This is a genomic window from Amycolatopsis sp. (genome assembly GCF_035276945.1).
In the GTDB taxonomy this organism is placed as follows: Bacteria; Actinomycetota; Actinomycetes; order Mycobacteriales; family Pseudonocardiaceae; genus Amycolatopsis_E.
The window spans coordinates 1-17,502 of sequence record NZ_DATELF010000115.1 but is presented as its reverse complement, the minus strand read 5'-3'; the positions used below and the strand labels follow the sequence as shown (position 1 = coordinate 17,502).

General features: G+C 69.2%; 18 protein-coding genes. 12 read left to right on the top strand and 6 right to left on the bottom strand.

The window, feature by feature from the left end; genetic code table 11:
* Positions 1-108: 108 nt before the first annotated feature.
* The 3 genes from VJT49_RS20640 to VJT49_RS20630 all read right to left on the bottom strand — a co-directional run bounded on the left by VJT49_RS20640 (position 109) and on the right by VJT49_RS20630 (position 3,403).
* Positions 109-1,857, bottom strand: a complete 1,749-nt coding sequence (locus VJT49_RS20640) for a CocE/NonD family hydrolase (RefSeq protein ID WP_324166503.1) — start codon at positions 1,855-1,857, stop codon at positions 109-111.
* Positions 1,845-2,195 carry a hypothetical protein gene (locus VJT49_RS20635; RefSeq protein ID WP_324166502.1) on the bottom strand — a complete coding sequence of 117 codons (351 nt, stop codon included), beginning with the start codon at positions 2,193-2,195 and terminating at the stop codon, positions 1,845-1,847. Before VJT49_RS20635 ends, VJT49_RS20640 begins: the two co-directional genes overlap by 13 nt.
* A gap of 383 nt (positions 2,196-2,578) precedes the next feature.
* Positions 2,579-3,403, bottom strand: coding sequence for an SDR family oxidoreductase (locus VJT49_RS20630; protein WP_324166501.1), 825 nt, complete (start codon positions 3,401-3,403; stop codon positions 2,579-2,581).
* Positions 3,404-3,569: 166 nt separating this feature from the next.
* Between VJT49_RS20630 and VJT49_RS20625 the strand changes: the two genes are divergently transcribed.
* The 3 genes from VJT49_RS20625 (at position 3,570) to VJT49_RS20615 (ending at position 6,136) form a co-directional block, all read left to right on the top strand.
* Positions 3,570-4,118, top strand: coding sequence for a TetR family transcriptional regulator (locus VJT49_RS20625; RefSeq protein ID WP_324166500.1), 549 nt, complete (start codon positions 3,570-3,572; stop codon positions 4,116-4,118).
* Between the two features lie 94 nt (positions 4,119-4,212).
* Entirely contained in the window at positions 4,213-4,800 is a 588-nt protein-coding gene (locus tag VJT49_RS20620) for a TetR/AcrR family transcriptional regulator (protein ID WP_324166499.1), read from the top strand.
* A gap of 655 nt (positions 4,801-5,455) precedes the next feature.
* The gene (locus tag VJT49_RS20615) at positions 5,456-6,136 is read left to right on the top strand and encodes an alpha/beta hydrolase (protein ID WP_324166498.1); all 681 of its coding nucleotides are present in this window, start codon (positions 5,456-5,458) and stop codon (positions 6,134-6,136) included.
* Between the two features lie 283 nt (positions 6,137-6,419).
* Here VJT49_RS20615 and paaK read toward each other — a convergent pair whose 3' ends face one another.
* Positions 6,420-7,763, bottom strand: coding sequence for a phenylacetate--CoA ligase PaaK (gene paaK / locus VJT49_RS20610; protein WP_324166497.1), 1,344 nt, complete (start codon positions 7,761-7,763; stop codon positions 6,420-6,422).
* Positions 7,764-7,875: 112 nt separating this feature from the next.
* Here paaK and VJT49_RS20605 point away from each other — a divergent pair, with 112 nt between their 5' ends.
* The 3 genes from VJT49_RS20605 to VJT49_RS20595 are packed head-to-tail and all read left to right on the top strand — an operon-like array spanning position 7,876 to position 10,690.
* The gene (locus VJT49_RS20605; RefSeq protein ID WP_324166496.1) at positions 7,876-9,096 is read left to right on the top strand and encodes a thiolase family protein; all 1,221 of its coding nucleotides are present in this window, start codon (positions 7,876-7,878) and stop codon (positions 9,094-9,096) included.
* Between the two features lie 2 nt (positions 9,097-9,098).
* The gene (locus tag VJT49_RS20600; RefSeq protein WP_324166576.1) at positions 9,099-9,833 is read left to right on the top strand and encodes an enoyl-CoA hydratase/isomerase family protein; all 735 of its coding nucleotides are present in this window, start codon (positions 9,099-9,101) and stop codon (positions 9,831-9,833) included.
* Positions 9,830-10,690: a 3-hydroxyacyl-CoA dehydrogenase family protein gene (locus VJT49_RS20595; RefSeq protein ID WP_324166495.1), complete on the top strand. Its 861-nt coding sequence runs from the start codon at positions 9,830-9,832 to the stop codon at positions 10,688-10,690. The genes VJT49_RS20600 and VJT49_RS20595 overlap by 4 nt, the downstream gene beginning before the upstream one ends.
* 35 nt (positions 10,691-10,725) lie before the next feature.
* Here VJT49_RS20595 and VJT49_RS20590 read toward each other — a convergent pair whose 3' ends face one another.
* A complete protein-coding gene (locus VJT49_RS20590; protein ID WP_324166494.1) occupies positions 10,726-11,511 on the bottom strand; it encodes an enoyl-CoA hydratase/isomerase family protein in 786 nt (261 codons plus the stop codon).
* Between the two features lie 55 nt (positions 11,512-11,566).
* Between VJT49_RS20590 and paaZ the strand changes: the two genes are divergently transcribed.
* Genes paaZ through paaE form a run of 6 tightly spaced genes read left to right on the top strand, consistent with a single transcriptional unit; the run spans position 11,567 to position 17,285 of the window.
* Positions 11,567-13,624: a phenylacetic acid degradation bifunctional protein PaaZ gene (gene paaZ / locus VJT49_RS20585; protein ID WP_324166493.1), complete on the top strand. Its 2,058-nt coding sequence runs from the start codon at positions 11,567-11,569 to the stop codon at positions 13,622-13,624.
* Complete coding sequence (gene paaA / locus VJT49_RS20580; RefSeq protein WP_324166492.1) at positions 13,621-14,562, top strand: 1,2-phenylacetyl-CoA epoxidase subunit PaaA; 942 nt, start codon at positions 13,621-13,623, stop codon at positions 14,560-14,562. The genes paaZ and paaA overlap by 4 nt, the downstream gene beginning before the upstream one ends.
* Positions 14,559-14,840, top strand: a complete 282-nt coding sequence (gene paaB / locus VJT49_RS20575) for a 1,2-phenylacetyl-CoA epoxidase subunit PaaB (RefSeq protein ID WP_324166491.1) — start codon at positions 14,559-14,561, stop codon at positions 14,838-14,840. The genes paaA and paaB overlap by 4 nt, the downstream gene beginning before the upstream one ends.
* Before the next feature lie 7 nt (positions 14,841-14,847).
* The gene (gene paaC, locus VJT49_RS20570; protein ID WP_324166490.1) at positions 14,848-15,717 is read left to right on the top strand and encodes a 1,2-phenylacetyl-CoA epoxidase subunit PaaC; all 870 of its coding nucleotides are present in this window, start codon (positions 14,848-14,850) and stop codon (positions 15,715-15,717) included.
* Positions 15,711-16,208 carry a 1,2-phenylacetyl-CoA epoxidase subunit PaaD gene (gene paaD, locus VJT49_RS20565; protein ID WP_324166489.1) on the top strand — a complete coding sequence of 166 codons (498 nt, stop codon included), beginning with the start codon at positions 15,711-15,713 and terminating at the stop codon, positions 16,206-16,208. Before paaC ends, paaD begins: the two co-directional genes overlap by 7 nt.
* Before the next feature lie 18 nt (positions 16,209-16,226).
* Complete coding sequence (gene paaE, locus VJT49_RS20560; RefSeq protein WP_324166575.1) at positions 16,227-17,285, top strand: 1,2-phenylacetyl-CoA epoxidase subunit PaaE; 1,059 nt, start codon at positions 16,227-16,229, stop codon at positions 17,283-17,285.
* An 80-nt stretch (positions 17,286-17,365) separates the two neighbouring features.
* Here paaE and VJT49_RS20555 read toward each other — a convergent pair.
* The coding region (locus tag VJT49_RS20555) for a VOC family protein (protein WP_324166574.1) at positions 17,366-17,502 on the bottom strand (137 nt) is incomplete at its 5' end.

The window sequence follows — 17,502 nt, the reverse complement described above, 5'->3', positions numbered from 1 at the left end:
CCGCCGCGGAGAGGTGGTCGAGCACCAAGCACGCGACCTGGCCCGGTGCAACCGCATGGTCGCACCGGGCCAGGTCGCCGCGCCGGAAAACCCGAAGCAGACGAGCCGCTACCGCTCGATCAGCGGCAGGACGAGCCGGCTGGGGTGCGCCGGACCGTGGTGGACCGCGTTCACGGCCGGCACCATGTCCGCCAGCCGTTCTTCGGCGATCACGCCGCCGGTGTTGCTGTTGCGGTCGTAGCGGGGGAAGTTGCTGCTGGAGACCTCCAGCCGGATCCGGTGCCCGGGCAGGAACACGTTGGACGTGGCGCCCAGGTCCACGGTCAGCTCGGTCACCTCGCCCGGGGTCAACGGCTCGGGTTCGGCGAGGGAGCGGCGGTAGCGGGCCCGCAAAATGCCTTCGCAGAGCAGGACCGCCCGGCCGTCCGGGTGAACGTCGACGAGTTTGCCGGTGAAGTCGGTGTCCACGGCCGACGAGGACACGAACAGCTTGACTGCCACGTGGCCGGTTACCTCGACCGGCGCGGTCAGTTCCGGGGTGGTGAAGCACAGCACGTCGTCGCGGGACTCGACGGGCCGCTGGTCGAGTGGCCCCGCGTGCGTGCCGGTGGCCAAGCCCAGGACCGGCCCGCCGAGGCTGGGCACGGGGCGGTGTGGGTCGTAGAGGTAGGTGTCGTGTCCCTCGACGGCCGGCGGGGCGACCGACAGCAGCCCGTCGCCCGCGGCGGTGTGCGCCCCGGCGGTGCTGGACAGGTGGTAGTCGGTGTAGCGGGTGTCCGGCAGCGGCCAGTCCGCCTCGTCGCGCCACTCGTCGATGCCCATGACGAAGATCCGGACGGGGTGGTCGTCGTCGACCGCGTCGGCCCGCCCGCGCAGCCACCGGTCGAAGAACGCCACATGCCCTTCGGTGATTTCGGCGAACTGGAACGCGGCCATCGGGCCGTGGTCCCGGTCCGGGAACGTACCGGACCTGTGCTCGCCCATGTGTGCCCACGGCCCGATCACCAGGCGCTGCCCGGCGCGGGCCTCGGCGCTGCCACCGCGCTCACGCATCGTGCGGTAGGCCTGCAGGGTCGACGGCAGGAACAGGTCGTACCAGCCGCCGACGTTCAGTGCGGGGACACTGATCCGCTCGGGGGTCGCGAGCGGGGCCAGGTCGGTCCAGAACCGGTCGCGGGTCGGGTGGGCCAGGATATCCGCGAGCGCGGGCATCCGGGACCGCACCCAGGCGTGGTCGTGCAGCGGTGTCGACGCGAAGGCCTCCGGCAGGGTGGTCACGTGCGCGACGGCCGTTCCGATCTCCGCCGGGTCGCCCTTGCCGAGGGTGAGGTCGCGCATCACCGCGTTGGTCGACATCAGCGTGGTCCACGTCAGCAGCGAGTCCAGCGACAGCGCCCCGCCCGGCGAGTACCATGGGGCCAGATAGGGGTCCGCGGGCGCGGTCAGTGGCGCGATCGCCGCCAGCCCCTCGACTCCGGTGGCCGCGGCGTACCACTGCGTCAATCCGACGTAGGAGGTGCCCAGCATGCCGACGGTGCCGTTGCACCAGGGCTGCTCCCGCAGCCACGCCACGGCGGCCGCGCCGTCGGCGGCCTCGTCGACGTGTGGGGTGAACGTCCCCTCGGAGCGGAAGGTGCCGCGACAGGACTGGTAGACCACGGCGTACCCGGCCTCCACCAGGGCGTGGACGTTGGCCGAGATGTCGTCGACCAGGACGTTGAGGTCGTCCTTGCCGTACGGGGAGCGGGCGAGCAGGACCGGTGCCGGCTCCGGTACGTCCGGGCGCCACACGTTGGCGGCGAGCGGGGTGCCGTCGTGGCCCGGCACCAGGATGTCGGTGTCGATCAGGATGCGCATGGTGTTCCCTTGGTCTGGACGGGTCGGATGTCCGCGCCTACGGCGCTTGCGAAGCCGATGGCGGCTTCGAGAAAGGTGGCGTTGAGCGCCTTTTCGTCGACAAAGGTGGCGGCACGGTCCTCGACCAGGATCCGCCCGTCCACCACGACGGTGTCGATGTCGCCGCTGCCGCCCATGATGAGGAAGCTCCGCAGCGGCCGGTTGGTGCCGACGTAGCGGCGGTCGTCGATCGGCACCGTGCAGAAGTCGGCCCGCATGCTCGGCCGCAGCATGCCGATCCGATCGGCCCAGCGCAGCGCTTCGGCGCCCGCCCGGCTGGCCATGGACAGTGCCCGCATCGGGGTGACCGCAAACGGCCCGAGGGGTCGTCCGCGTACGCGTTCAGCATCCGCTCGATGCCGGTGAGAATCTTGACTACCGAAGCCATGCAATCCTCGTCTCCGCCAAAGGGACGACGGCTTTGTCCGACGTCGGGTGGTCAGGACGCTAAGTGAAATGGTCGACCAGAGTCAATAGCAACCGACAGATATTTGAACTCTTCGTTCAGATTTATCGAACGCCTAGCTGGGTGCCGGGCAAGGGCAGGTTCAGGTGCTTGCGATGGAGCCGGCGGCGGCAGGCATCGACCGGCCGGGTCCGCTGGATCCGCGGGTCCCGGCGGGGAGATCGGTGGCCTGGGCGCGCACCCTGCTCGCGACCCAGGCCACCGGGTGTCCGTGGCTCAGGCGGAGGCGCCTTCGGCCCCGGCGGAAACCTCGGCCCACTCGTCCCACGTCTTGAGCCGCTCGGCGTAGATCTGAGGGACAACGTGGAGGGGGGTGGTGCCGAAGAAGACCCGCAGCGGGGGGTTCTCGGCGTCGACGATCTTCAGCAGCGCCGGGCCCGCGGCCGCGGGGTCACCGATCGTGCCGCCGGCGAACGCGGCAGCCACGGCCTCGCGTGCCCCGTCATAGACGGCCAGCGGCTCGGCCTGGACCGCGGAGGAGCCCGCCCAGTCCGTGGCAAAGCCGCCGGGCTCGACGAGGGTGACCTTGATCCCGAGTTCGGCGACCTCCTGGGCCAGAGCATCGCTCAGACCCTCCAGCGCCCACTTCGAGGCGTTGTAGCCACCGAAGGTGGGGAAGGAGGCAACACCGCCGATGGTGGAAATCTGCACGATGTGGCCGCCGCCCTGGGCGCGCAGATATGGCAGGACTGCCTGGGTCACCCACAGGGCGCCGAAGAAGTTGGTCTCGAACTGGTCGCGGACCTCCTTCTCGCTGAGTTCCTCGACGGCGCCGAACAGCCCGTAGCCGGCGTTGTTGACGACGACGTCCAAGCGCCCGAAGTGCTCATGGGCCTGCTTGACGGTTGCGGCGACTGCGGCCTTGTCGGTTACGTCCAGGGCCAGCGGCAGGATCGCGTCGCCGTGTGCGGCGACCAGCTCCGACAGGGAGTCGATGTCGCGGGCGGTCGCCGCGACCCGGTCGCCGCGGGACAGGGCCGCCTCGACGAAGTGACGACCGAAGCCGCGGGACGAACCGGTGACGAACCAGATCTTGCTCAAGGAGATGCTCCAGACGTGGTATGAAGGCTATTCAAGAGACGCTACATCATTTTGATACTCAGTCACAATCTGCGCCTTGGTGTAGACTCTCGTGATGGCTGACACATCGGGACCTTCTGCACGCGGTGCGGCGCCCTCGACACTGCGTGACCGGACACGGCAGGCAATGCGGGCCGAGGTGAGCGCCGTGGCGTTCCGCCTCTTCGCCGAGCAGGGCTTCGACAAGACGACCGTCGATCAGATCGCCTCCGCGGCGGGACTGTCGCGTGCCACCTTGTTTCGGTACTTCGGGACCAAGGAAGACGTCGTTCTCGGTGATCTCGAAGACCTCGGTCGCGATATCGCCAGGCGCTTTGCCGAGCGCCCCACGGACGAGCGGCCCTGGGAGTCGCTGCGCCACGCCTTCGGCGCCCTCACCGAGTTCAATGCCGACGAACCCGAAAAGGCCTTGGCGTACGTGCGGATGCTCTGTGAGGCCCCGTCCTTGAAGGCCCGCCATTGGGAGAGGCGGCAGACTTGGCAGGGCCTGCTCGTGCCGGAGGTCTCCCGTCGGCTCGGCACCGACCCGGCCGCCGCCGAGGACCCCCGTGCCCGCGCGCTCGTCGCCTCGGCCCTCGCATGCACGGACGCGGCCACGGACGCCTGGACGGCCTGCGACGGCACCATTCCCCTCGCCGTGCTCATTGACCGCGCGATGGGGGCGCTGACCGCCTAAGCCGGAGGACCTGCCCTGCTGGACGGCGGACGGGCGCCCGGCTCGCCGCAGCCCGGCAGGCTGCTGTGGAAAGAACGTTCTATATACTTGTGGTGTGTCGAAGGTGAAGAACATGCCGGTGCGGGGTGGTCGGTCAGAGGCGCGTGAGCGGCTGTTGGCCGCGGCGAGCAGGCTCTTCTACACCGAGGGCATCCGGGCGGTCGGTGTCGATCGCGTCATGGCGGAGGCGGATGTCGCCCGGGGTACCTTCTACCGGCACTTCGCGGGCAAGGACGACCTCGTGCGCGCCTACCTCGAGGCAACGGATCAACGCATCCGCGACGGCCTGGCCGCGGCCAAGGAGAAGGCCGGTAGTCCTACGGCTTTCATCGAGACCGTGGCGCGCGGTATCGGCGAGGAGATTTGCCGCGCGGGTTTCCGCGGATGCCCGTTCATCAATGCCGCCGCTGAGTACCCGGAGCGGAACAGTGCGGTCCAGCAGGCGGTACTGGCGTACCGGGAGCGGTTTCACCGGGTACTGCAGGACGCCTTCCGTCAGGTCCGTGTGGCCGACTCCAAGCGGTCGGCCGATGTGATGGTGGCTCTGTGTGACGGCGCGATGGTCGCCGCCTACCTGGGGGACCCGCAGGCGGCCAGGGGCACCCTGGTGCATGGCGTCGCCGCTCTTCTGGCTGGCCGCTGACGTGTGATCCCCGTTCTTCCCGGGCGCGTCCAGGTTGCCGAATCCGCAGGTGAGCTGCCTGGCTCCCGCCTGACGCGGATCCATGCCCTGGTGTCCACGCACTGCCGACGGGCCCACTACGGCAACGTCCGCCCTGCATGTGACGAAGGCCGTCACGCCCTCTGCTTGTCCCGGGGAACGATCCCGCGCTAATATTTACAGGTAGACAGAACGTTCTATCCATTTGGAGCCCTGATGGCCAGCACCTCCAACGGCGCAGCGGGCACCGTCGGGCTCATCATCATGGGGAACTCCTTTGGCGGCGCCATCACCCAGATCCTGTTCGACCGAGGCCTGGGCCCGCACCCGCGCCTGACCGCGCAAGCCTGCCTCGCTCCAGCGGAAAGCGCACGCCATGCCCCACGTCACCAGGAAGGAGGAAACAGGTGTTCAACCACCGCCCGTCCGCACCACCGTTCTCCGCGCGGCCGGCGCCAAGCTGACCGTCGCCCTCGTGCACGGCGCCTTTCCGGCTCGGCCGGCCGCGGAGTGCCTTCAGGCGCCTGCGGGCAGACGACTACCCCGTCCTGCCCCGCCACCCGACTGTGCCTGGCGCCGTCGCTCGACCAGATCCTGTCGTCAACACCCATCTGACAACTCTTCCGGAGGTTTCCCCGTGACCGCTATCATTCTCGTCCACGGCCTTTGGTCCGACGGCTCTTGCTGGAGCGAGACGATCACCGAGCTGCGGAAGCTCGGACACGAGCCCGTGGCGGCCCAACTCAGCCTGGAGTCACTGGAGCACGACGTCGCCGCCGTACGCCGCACACTGTCCACCGTCGACGGACCGGTGCTGCTGGTCGGCTGGTCGTACGGCGGTGCCGTGATCACCAACGCGGCCCACGGCCAGGACAAGGTCCGGGCGCTGTCGTACATCGCCGCCTTCATGCCCGACGAGAGCGAGTCGGTCAGCGACATCGCCCGTCGGCGCCCCGGCAGCGTGCTCCCCGAACACCTGAGGGTCACCGAGGACGGCCACTCCTACATCGATCGCCCCGCCTACGGCGCCACCATGGCCGCCGACGCCCCCGCCGAGCGCACCGCACTCGCGAGCGCGGTGCAGAAGTTTGCCCGTCTCGGCATCGACGGCTCCCCGTCCGGCACACCGGCCTGGCGAGAGTTGCCGTCGCACTACCTGGTCGCCTCCGAGGACCGCGCTCTGCCCGCTGCCACGCAGCACGAGTTGGCCGCCCGCGCCGGTGCCGAGACCACGGAGTGGGCAACGGGACACGGACCCATGTACGCCCGCCCCAAGGAACTGGCCGCCTATCTCGACGGCATCGCAAAGGGGCTGTGACGAAGGGGACCGGAACCGTCCGCCCGCGGACCTGAAACCCGGGTGGGCGGACGGTTGGGTCTGCTCGCCGAGCCGGGACCGCCGTTGAAGGCGAAGGTCACCGGGTGGGTTCCGGGGTCGGCGTCGTGTCGGGCGGACAGATATCTCCGGGACCGGCCTTGCGGGGGGATTCCCTCGGGCGGGTTTGGCTCTGTTCGCTGGTCAGTGAATTCATCGGTCACTTCGAACGGCGAAGCCGGCGCCGGCCGACTGCGGGCGCCCCCGTGGCACGAGTCTTGTCCGTTCAGGCGCCCTGCCGCTGGTCGATCACCCGACGCAGCTTGCCCACCGACCGCTCGAGTTTTTCGGGGTCCAGGATCTCGACGTCCACGGTGATCCCGACACCGTCCTTGACGCGCGCCGCGATTTCGCGGGCCGCGTTCCCCCGGAGTTCGTCCCGCACGCCGGCCCGCGCCTCCACGAGCACCGTGAGGTGGTCCATGCGGTCCTTTTTGGTCAGTCGTAGCTGGAAATGCGGCGACACCCCGTCGGTGGCGAGGACGATTTCCTCGATCTGCGTGGGGAACACGTTGACCCCGCGGAGGATGATCATGTCGTCGCTGCGGCCGGTCACCTTGTCCATGCGCCGGAACGCGGGCCGTGCGGTGCCGGGCCGCAGCGCGGTGAGGTCGCGGGTGCGGTACCGGATGATGGGCATGGCCTGTTTGGTCAGGGACGTGAACAGCAGTTCGCCGGTCTCGCCGGGGCCGAGCACCGTCTCGTCCACCACGTCGATGATCTCGGGGTAGAAGTGGTCTTCCCAGAGGTGCAGGCCGTCCTTGGTTTCGACGCATTCCTGCGCGACGCCCGGGCCCATGACTTCGGACAGGCCGTAGATGTCCACCGCGTCGAGGTCCATGCGCTCCTCGATCTCGGTGCGCATCTGTTCGGTCCATGGTTCGGCACCGAAGATGCCCACGCGCAGCGAACTGGTGCGAGGGTCGATGCCCTGGCGCTCGAACTCGTCGAGCAGCGTGAGCATGTAGGACGGGGTGACCATGATGATCTCGGGTGCGAAGTCGGTGATGATCTGCACCTGCCGCGAGGTCATGCCGCCCGAGGCGGGAATCACCGTGCAGCCGGCCTTTTCCGCGCCGTAGTGCGCGCCGAGGCCCCCGGTGAACAGGCCGTACCCGTAGGCGATGTGGACCTTGTGTCCGGGCCGCCCGCCCGCGGCGAAGATCGAGCGCGCCACCACGCCCGCCCACGTGTCGAGGTCGGCCTCGGTGTAGCCGACGACCGTGGGTTTGCCGGTGGTGCCGCTGGAGGCGTGGAGGCGGCGGACCCGCTCCTGTGGCACCGCGAACATCCCGAACGGGTAGTTGTCGCGCAGGTCATGCTTGGTGGTGTACGGGAACTTCGCCAGGTCTGCCAGCTCACGGCAGTCCTCCGGTCGCACCCCGGCCTCGTCGAACTTCCTGCGGTAGAAGGGAACGTTCTCGTACGCGTGCCGCAGTGTCCACTGCAGACGCTCGAGCTGCAGGGCCCGCAACTCGTCGATACCGATCCGTTCCGCCGGTGACAGATCGTCCACCTCGGGCACAGTGCCCAGACGCTTTGCCGGCACGCCGCTGTGCGTGGTGGTCATGGTGAAGCTCCTCAGCCCGATGTGACGCAGCGCGTGTTTACTGACCGAATGGACGGTCGCTAATGTGGCTCAAGTAAAGGCCAACGCGCGAGCGGATGTCAACAGGAGAGCCATGTCCGAAGTGTTTGTGGTCGATGGAGTCCGCACCGCCCAGGGCCGCTACGGCGGTGCGCTCGCCGGAGTGCGTCCCGACGACCTGGCCGGGCTGGTGGTGCGGGAGGCCGTGCGCCGTGCCGGCGTGGACGGCGGTGCCGTGGACGAGGTGATCCTGGGGGCGGCGAACCAGGCCGGTGAGGACAACCGCAATGTCGCGCGGATGGCCGTTCTGCTGGCCGGACTCCCCGACGAGGTGCCCGGCTACACGGTGAACCGCCTGTGCGCGAGCGGTCTCACGGCGGTGGCGACCGCGGCGAACACCATCCGGGCGGGAGAGGCGGATGTCGTGGTCGCCGGCGGTGTGGAGTCGATGACCAGAGCGCCGTGGGTGATGGCCAAGCCAGGTACCCCGTGGGCTCGCCCGGGCGAGGTCGCCGACACCTCCCTGGGCTGGCGGTTCACCAATCCCGAGTTCGCCGCCTACGATCGCGGTGTGGCGCCCGATGCCGGGCCCGAGACGCGCAAGGTGACGCTGCCGATGGGGGAGACGGCGGAGGAGGTGGCGAAGCTCGACGGCCTGACCCGGGCCGAATGCGACGAGTTCGCGCTGCGCAGCCACCAGCGGGCGCTCGCCGCGATCGACGAGGGCCGCTTCGCATCCGAGATCGTGCCGGTGCCGGTGAAGGACGGCGAGTTCACCGTCGACGAGGGGCCGCGGCGGACCACCACGCTGGAGAAGCTGGCGGGCCTGCGTCCGGTGTTCCGCAAGGACGGAATCGTGACCGCCGGGTCGTCGTCGCCGTTGTCCGACGGCGCGGCGGCCCTCGTGCTCGCCGGTGAGGAGGCCGTGCGCCGGTACGGGCTCACGCCCCGCGCGCGCGTGATCGCCGGTGCCAGTGCCGGTGTCGCGCCGAACGTGATGGGTCTCGGTCCGGTTCCGGCCACCGAGAAACTGTTCGAGCGCATCGGGCTGCGGGCCGAGGATCTCGACGCGATCGAACTCAACGAGGCCTTCGCGGCACAGAGCCTGGCGGTGATCCGGCGACTGAAGCTGGACGAGGCGCGCGTCAACGCCGACGGGGGAGCGATCGCGCTGGGGCACCCCCTCGGGTGTTCCGGCGCGCGACTGGTGGTCACGCTGCTGGGCCGGCTCGAACGGGAAAACGCGCGCCGCGGCCTGGCGACGTTGTGTGTGGGCGTGGGGCAGGGAGTCGCACTGCTCGTGGAGCGGGTGTGAGCATGGGGGAGACGCTCGAGGTCACCGAACACGCGGACCGGGTCGTGGTCACCCTCAACCGCCCCGCGGCCCGTAACGCCATCAACGCCGCGATGATCGCGGAACTGCACGACGTGTGCACGCTGCTCGAACGGCAGCCCCGGCTCTTGCTGCTCACCGGTGCCGGTGGCACGTTCGCGGGTGGCGCCGACATCGCCGAATTGCGTGAACGTGGCCGGAACGAGGCGCTGCAAGGCATCAACAGCCGTCTGTTCGACCGAATCGCACGGCTGCCGCTGCCCAGCGTCGCCGCGATCGACGGGTACGCCCTCGGTGGTGGTGCCGAACTGGCCTACGCCTGCGACATCCGGCTGGCCACGTCTTCGGCCGTGTTCGGCAATCCGGAACCGGGCCTGGGCATCCTCGCCGCGGCGGGCGCCTGCTGGCGGCTCGCGGAGCTGGCGGGAAAGTCGGTGGCCAAGCAGGTCCTGCTGGGCGGGCGCCGGCTCGGTGCGGAGGAGGCGCTGCGGTTCGGCCTGGTCGCCGACATCGTGGCACCGGAGGCATTGCTCGACGAGGCGCACCGCGTGCTCGACCGGATGGCGGCCTCTTCACAAGCCGCGCTGCGACTGACCAAGCTCGTGCTCGACGCACCCGGTGCGCACCCGGTCGCGGACGATCTCGCGCAGGCCGTGCTCTTCGAATCCGAGGACAAGCGGGACCGGATGACCCGGTTCCTGGAGCGGAGGAAATCATGACGACGGCACGGATCCCGAGTTCGGTCGGCGTGATCGGTGGTGGCCGGATGGGAGCCGGTATCGCCCAGGTCTTCGCCGCCGCCGGAGCGATGGTTTCCGTGGTGGAGAGCGACGAAGCCGCCATGGACGCCGCGCGCGCCCGGATCGCCGGGGGACTGGCCAAAGCGGCCGAGCGCGGCAAGCTGGCCGGGGATCCCGCTGACGTGCTCGAGCGGGTGGTTCTGCTCGGCGACATCGCTGAGCTGCCTGCCGCGGCGGAACTCGTCGTCGAAGCGGTACCGGAACGAGCCGGCCTCAAGATCGAGGTGCTCGCCAGGGCCGAGGCCGCGGTCGGCGAGCGGACAGTGCTGGCCAGCAACACCAGTTCCCTGTCGATCGCCGAACTGGGCGCGGCACTACGGCGACCGGAGAAGTTTCTGGGCATGCACTTCTTCAACCCGGTTCCCGCCTCGAAACTCGTCGAGGTGGTGACCACGCCGCGGACCTCGGACGCGGTCACCGGACAGGTCCGCGCGTGGGTCCGGGGCCTGGACAAGACCGACGTGGTCGTGCGGGACTCCCCGGGCTTCGCCACGAGCCGTCTCGGAGTCCTGCTCGGGCTGGAAGCGATCCGCATGCTCGAGGAGGAGGTCGCCGACGCCGAGGCCATCGACAACGCCATGGAACTCGGTTACCGGCATCCGATGGGACCGCTGCGCTCGACCGACCTGGTCGGCCTCGACGTGCGGCTGGCGATCGCCGAGTACCTCCACGCGACGCTCGGCGAGCGGTTCGCGCCGCCCAAGCTGTTGCGCGACAAGGTCGCGCGCGGCGAGCTTGGCCGCAAGACCGGTCGGGGCTTCTACGACTGGACGTGAAAGAAAGCCCGGGGGCGCTCGCCACCGGGCTTTCCTCATTCTCCGGAGAAGACGGGTTTCGTTTTGCCGAGAAACGCCTCGACCGCCTGCTGATGGTCGGCCGTGCGACCGAGCCGTGCCTGAGCGGCCCCTTCGGCGCGGAGGACCTCGCCGAGCGGGAAGGCGGCAGCCAGCACCTGTTTCGCTTCGGCATACGCGCGGGTGGGACCGGCGGCCAGCCGCGCCGCGATCGTGGCGGCGGTGCCGGCCAACTCCTCCGCCGGGGCCACGCGGCCGGCAATACCCCACTCGAGCGCCTGCGCCGCGCTGAACGGCTCGGCGAGCAGAATGAGCTCGGTCGCGCGTGCGGTCCCGACGGCACGCGCCAGGGTCGCCGACAGCCCTGAGTCCGGAACCAGCCCGATGCCGCTGAACGCGGTGCCGAAACGGGCGGACTCGGCGATCACCCTGATGTCGCACGCGAGCGCGAAGCCGAGACCCGCCCCCACGCAGGTGCCGTTCACCGCCGCGATGACCGGCTTGGGCATCGTGGCCAGTGCCGTGACGATCGGGTTGTAGTGCTCGTCGATGGTGGCGAACGCCGTACCAGGGTCCGCGCGCAAGGCGGCGGCGTGCTCAGCCAGGTCCTGCCCGACGCAAAACGCCTTACCACTGCCCGTGAATACCACCGCCCGTACGCTCTGGTCCTCGGCGAGCTGCCGCAGGGCGTCCCGCAGCGCCTCCTTGGCTTCCCGGGTCAGCGCGGGGCGGGTCAGGGTGAGGGTGGCCACCGCATCGTGGTGAGTTACCTGAACTTCGTCGTTCCTGCTTTCGTCAGCCATGCGAACACGCTACCATTACTTCCTGAACGTTCGGTCGGTAAATAAGGGAGGATCGATGGCGTTGCTGCGCAGTTACGTCGGCGGCAAGTGGCACGCGGCCCCCGGGGGCGGTGTGCCCCTGCACGACGCGGTGACCGGTGAGGAGGTCGCCTGGATCTCCTCGGAGGGCGTCGACATGGCCGCGGCGCTGGAGTACGGCCGGCGGGCCGGCGGGCCCGCGTTGCGTGCGCTCACCTTCCATCAGAGGGCGGCACTGCTGAAGGCGCTGGCGTCGTACCTGCGTGAGCATCGTGACGAGCTGTACTCGTTGTCCGCGCGCACGGGTGCCACGCTCGGCGACTCGAAGTTCGATGTGGATGGCGGCGTCGGCGTGCTGTTCACCTATGCGAGCAAGGGCAGGCGGGAGCTGCCCAACGACACGGTGTACGTCGATGGCGGCGTTGAGCCGCTGGGCCGTGGTGGCACCTTCCTGGGCCAGCACATCGCGACCCCGCTGCGTGGGGTGGCGGTGCAGATCAACGCGTTCAACTTCCCGGTCTGGGGGCCGCTGGAGAAGTTCGCGCCGGCCTTCCTGGCCGGGGTGCCGAGCCTGGTGAAGCCGGCGAGCCAGACGGCGTATCTGACCGAGAAACTCATCGACCTGATCATCGGGTCCGGGCTGCTGCCCGAAGGGGCGCTGCAACTGGTCTGTGGCGGGGCCGGGGATCTGCTCGACCATGTGACGCCGCAGGACCTGGTGTCCTTCACCGGTTCGGCGTCGACGGCACGGAAGCTGCGGACGCATCCGGCGATCGTGCGCAACGCGGTGCGGTTCAACGCGGAGGCCGATTCGCTGAACTGCTCGATCCTGGGCCCGGACGCCACGCCGGGTACCGCGGAGTTCGACCTGTTCGTCAAGCAGCTGGTCACCGAGATGACGGTGAAGGCCGGGCAGAAGTGCACCGCGATCCGGCGCGCGTTCGTGCCCGCCGGGTTGCTGGACGATGTCGTGGAGGCGGCGAGCGCGCGGCTGGCGAAGGTCGTCATCGGCAACCCCGCCACCGAAGGTGTGCGGATGGGGGCGCTGGCCAGCCTGGAGCAGCGTGAGGAGGTACGCCGGTCGCTGAAAGCGTTGCTGGCGGCGGGTCATGTCGTGTTCGGTGATCCGGAGCGGGTCGAGGTGGTCGATGCCGACGCCGAGCGGGGTGCGTTCCTGTCGCCAGTGCTGCTCGCCGGTGACCCGGATCGGGCCGAGCCGCACGAGGTGGAGGCGTTCGGGCCGGTGTCGGCACTGTTGCCCTACACCACGGCCGAGCAGGTGATCGAGTACGCGGCCCGCGGTGAGGGCAGCCTCGCCGGTTCCGTCGTCACCGGCGACGTGGACTTCGCGCGCGAGGTGGCATTGGGGGTCGCGCCGTGGCACGGACGCCTGCTGGTGCTGGATTCCGACGACGCGAAGGAGTCCACCGGTCACGGTTCGCCGATGCCCCAGCTGATCCACGGCGGCCCCGGCCGTGCGGGCGGCGGGGAGGAGATGGGTGGCATTCGTGGCGTGCTGCACCACCTGCAGCGCACCGCCGTGCAGGCGAGCCCGAAGGTGCTCTCGGCGATCACCGGCCGCTGGGTGTCCGGAGCGCCGCGCAGTGTCTGTGCCTCTGGCGCCGGCGGGCGGGGGGAGGGCACGCACCCGTTCCGGAAGTCATTGGCGGAGCTGAAGATCGGTGACTCCGTGGTGGCCGGGCCGCGTGTGGTGTCCAAAGAGGACATCGATCACTTCGCCGAGTTCACCGGCGACACGTTCTACGCGCACACCGATCCTGAGGCGGCCGCGGCGAACCCGTTGTTCGGTGGCATCGTCGCACATGGGTATCTGGTCGTGTCGTTCGCGGCGGGTTTGTTCGTTTCGCCCGAGCCGGGTCCGGTGCTGGCCAACTACGGGCTGGAGAACCTCCGCTTCCTTACCCCGGTCAAGCCAGGTGACGAGCTGACGGTGACGTTGACCTGTAAGCAGATCACGCCGCGGCTGGACCAGGACTATGGCGAGGTGCGGTGGGATGCCGACGTGACCAACGCCGCCGGCGACTCGGTGGCGAAGTACGACGTGCTGACCCTCGTGGCGAAGGAGAACCGATGACCTCCACACTGTCTGAAAAGGACCTTGAGAACTACTTTGGGCACACGCTCGAGAAGGATCAGCGGATCGAGCCGCGGGACTGGATGCCCGAAGGCTACCGGAGGACGATGGTCCGGCAGATCGCGCAGCACGCGCATTCGGAGATCATCGGGATGCAGCCGGAGGGCAACTGGATCACTCGCGCGCCCTCGTTGCGGCGTAAGGCGATCCTGCTGGCGAAGGTGCAGGACGAGGCCGGGCACGGGCTCTACCTGTACTCGGCGACCGAGACGCTGGGTGCGGATCGCGGTGAGCTGACCGGGAAACTCATTACCGGCAGGCAGAAGTACTCGTCGATCTTCAACTACCCGACGCTGTCCTTCGCCGACGTCGGGGTGATCGGGTGGCTGGTCGACGGCGCGGCGATCTGTAACCAGGTCCCGCTGTGCCGCAGCTCTTACGGCCCGTACGCGCGGGCGATGATCCGGATCTGCAAGGAGGAGTCGTTCCATCAGCGGCAGGGTTTCGAGTTGCTGATGACGATGATGAAGGGGACCGAGGCGCAGCGGGACATGGTGCAGGACGCGGTGAACCGGTGGTGGTGGCCATCGCTGATGATGTTCGGTCCGCCCGATGACGATTCACCGAACACGGCGCAGTCGATGGCGTGGAAGATCAAGCGGCACACCAACGACGAGCTGCGCCAGCGCTTTGTCGACATGAGCGTGCCGCAGGCCGAGGTGCTCGGCGTGACGCTGCCGGATCCGGAGCTGAAGTGGAACCCCGAGCGCGGGCATTACGACTTCGGTGCGATCGACTGGGCGGAGCTGAAGCGCGTGATCTCCGGCAACGGGCCGTGCAACGCCGAACGCGTCGCGCACCGCCGCAAGGCACACGAGGACGGCGCCTGGGTCCGCGAGGCCGCGACCGCGCACGCCGAGAAGGAGCGAAACCGATGAGTGACTGGCCGTTGTGGGAGGTGTTCGTGCGGGGCAAGCGGGGCCTCAACCACGTGCATGTGGGGTCGCTGCGCGCCGCCGACGCCGAAGCGGCTCTGCGTAACGCGCGGGACCTTTACACCCGCCGGAACGAGGGCGTGTCGATCTGGGTGGTCAAGGCCGCCGATATCACCGCCTCCAGCCCGGATGAGAAGGACCCGTTCTTCGCGCCGAGCGCGGACAAGGTCTACCGGCACCCGACGTTCTACGACATTCCCGACAACGTCCCCCATATGTGAGCGCATCATGTCTTTTGACAACGCCTACGAGGCACTCGCCGACGCGCACGACGACTCGCGGTGGGCCTTCGGTACCGGATTCGAGGACCCACTGTCCGGTATGGACACTTCGGTTCCGCCCGGTGTGGATGGTCCCACGCTGGCGCAATATTGCCTGATGCTCGGCGACGACGCACTGATCATGTCGCATCGGCTGCAGGAGTGGTGCACGAACGCGCCTGAACTGGAGGACGAGGTCGCCATCGCCAACATCGGCCTCGACCTGCTCGGCCAGGCCCGGCTGCTGCTCGCCCGTGCCGGAAAGGCCGACGGCACCGGCCGGTCCGAGGACGACTACGCGTTCCTTCGGCCCGAACACGAATTTCGCAACGTTCGGCTCGCGGAGCTGGAGCGTGGTGATTTCGGGCAGCTGATCGCGGTGTTGCTGGTGTTCTCGACCTGGCGGCTGGCGCTGTTCCAGCGGCTGGCCGCGAGCGTGGATCCGGTGCTCGGGGCGATCGCGGAGAAAGGCGTCAAGGAGCTGACCTACCACCGCGACTACGCCGCCCGGTGGGCGGTGCGCCTCGGCGACGGCACCGCGCGCTCGCGCGAGCGGATGCGGGCCGGGCTCGACGGGATCTGGCCCTACGTCGAGGAGTTGTTCACCCCGCATGAGATCGAGGTGCGCGTCGGCGTGGACCCGGCGAGCGTGCGTGCCGAGTTCGACGACGTGCTGGCGCAGGTGTTCGCGCCGGCGACGCTGACCCCTCCCGAGGTAGCGCCGCGGGTGGGCGTCGCGGGCCGGACGGGGCGCGACGGGGTGCACACCGAGGCGATGGGTTACCTGCTTGCCGAGTTGCAGAGCGTGGCCCGCGCCCTGCCCGGAGCGACATGGTGACAACACGCACCGCGCGGGACGTCGCGAAGACGGTGACGGATCCCGAGCTGCCGATGCTCACCCTCGCGGATCTCGGCGTGCTGCGCGAAGTGTCCGAAGTAGACGGACGGGTGGTCGTGTCGATCACACCCACCTACACCGGGTGCCCCGCGATGGACACCATGCGCGACGACCTCGTGCACGCGCTGGAAAACGCCGGATACCTCGATGTGGAGATCCGCACGGTGCTGCGGCCCGCGTGGTCGTCGGACTGGATCACCGCCGATGGCCGCCGCAAGCTCGCCGAAGCCGGGATCGCCCCGCCCGGTGCCGCACCGCCGCGTTCGGGACCCGTGCCGCTGACGCTGGCCCCGCCGGCGCGGCTCGTGGGCTGCCCGCGCTGTGGATCGGTCGAGACCGAGCAGGTCTCGGAATTCGGGCCTACCGCGTGCAAAGCGCTGCGCCGCTGCCGTGCCTGCCACGAACCGTTCGAGCATGTCAAGGAGATCTGAGTGACCACCAGCATCCGGATGCGTACGGAGTTCCACCGGCTCACCGTGGCGGCCGTCGAACGTCTCTGTGACGACGCCGTGGCCGTCACCTTCGATGTTCCGCCCGGCCTCGCCGAAACCTACACCTTCCGCGCCGGGCAGTCGCTTACGCTGCGCCGCACGATCGACGGCCGCGAAGAACGCCGTTCGTACTCGATCTGCGCACCCGCGGGTGCCGCCCCGCGCATCGGCGTGCGTGAAGTGCCCGGCGGGCTGTTCTCCGCCTGGCTCGTGCACCAGGTCCAGCCCGGCGACGAGATCGAGGTCGGCACGCCGACAGGTTCCTTTTCGCCCGATCAGGCGGTGCCCGGGCGACATGTGCTGATCGCCGCGGGGTCCGGAATCACGCCGATACTCTCGATCGCCGCGACCGTGCTGCGGGAACCGGAGGCCACCGTCACCCTTGTCTACGGCAATCGCCGCACCGATTCGGTCATGTTCGCCGACGAACTGGCGGATTTGAAGGACCGCTACCTGGCGCGGCTGGAACTGGTCCACGTGCTCTCCCGCGAGCCGCGGGAGGCCGAGCTGTTCACCGGACGGCTGGACGTGGGCAAGCTCGAAGCGCTCCTCGCTCTCCTGCCGGATGTCGCGAAGATCGACCATTGGTGGCTGTGCGGGCCGTTCGGCGTGGTCACCGGTGCCCAGGATCTGCTGCGTCGTGCCGGTGTGCCGGATGAGCGGATACATCAGGAGCTGTTCTACGTCGACGACGTCCCGCCGGCACCCCTCCGCCATGAGGACGCCGCGATCGACGGCCTCACCAGTGATGTCACGATCGTGCTCGACGGCCGCTCGACGACCACCGCCCTGTCCCGCGACGTCACGATTCTCGACGGCGCGCAGCGGGCGCGGCCGGATCTGCCGTTCGCCTGCAAGGGCGGCGTATGCGGCACCTGCCGGGCGAAGGTGACCAGCGGCAAGGCCGACATGCGGCGCAACTTCGCGCTGGAGCCCTCGGAGGTCGAGGCGGGATTCGTCCTGACCTGCCAGTCCCTGCCCTGCTCCGACGCCCTCACGGTCGACTTCGACGCTTGAACCGGGTCAGCTGCGCTCCTGCTCCTGCCGACCAGTGTCAGCACGCCTCCCGTTGAGTCGATCGGGGATTGCTGGGTGGTTCAGGGGAGTTGTTGGATGCGGATGAGGTTGCCGGCGGGGTCGCGGAGGGCGCAGTCGCGGGTGCCGTAGGGCTGGTGGGTGGGTTCTTGGACGATGTCGGCTCCGCGGGCTTGGAGGGTGGCGAAGGTGGTGTCGA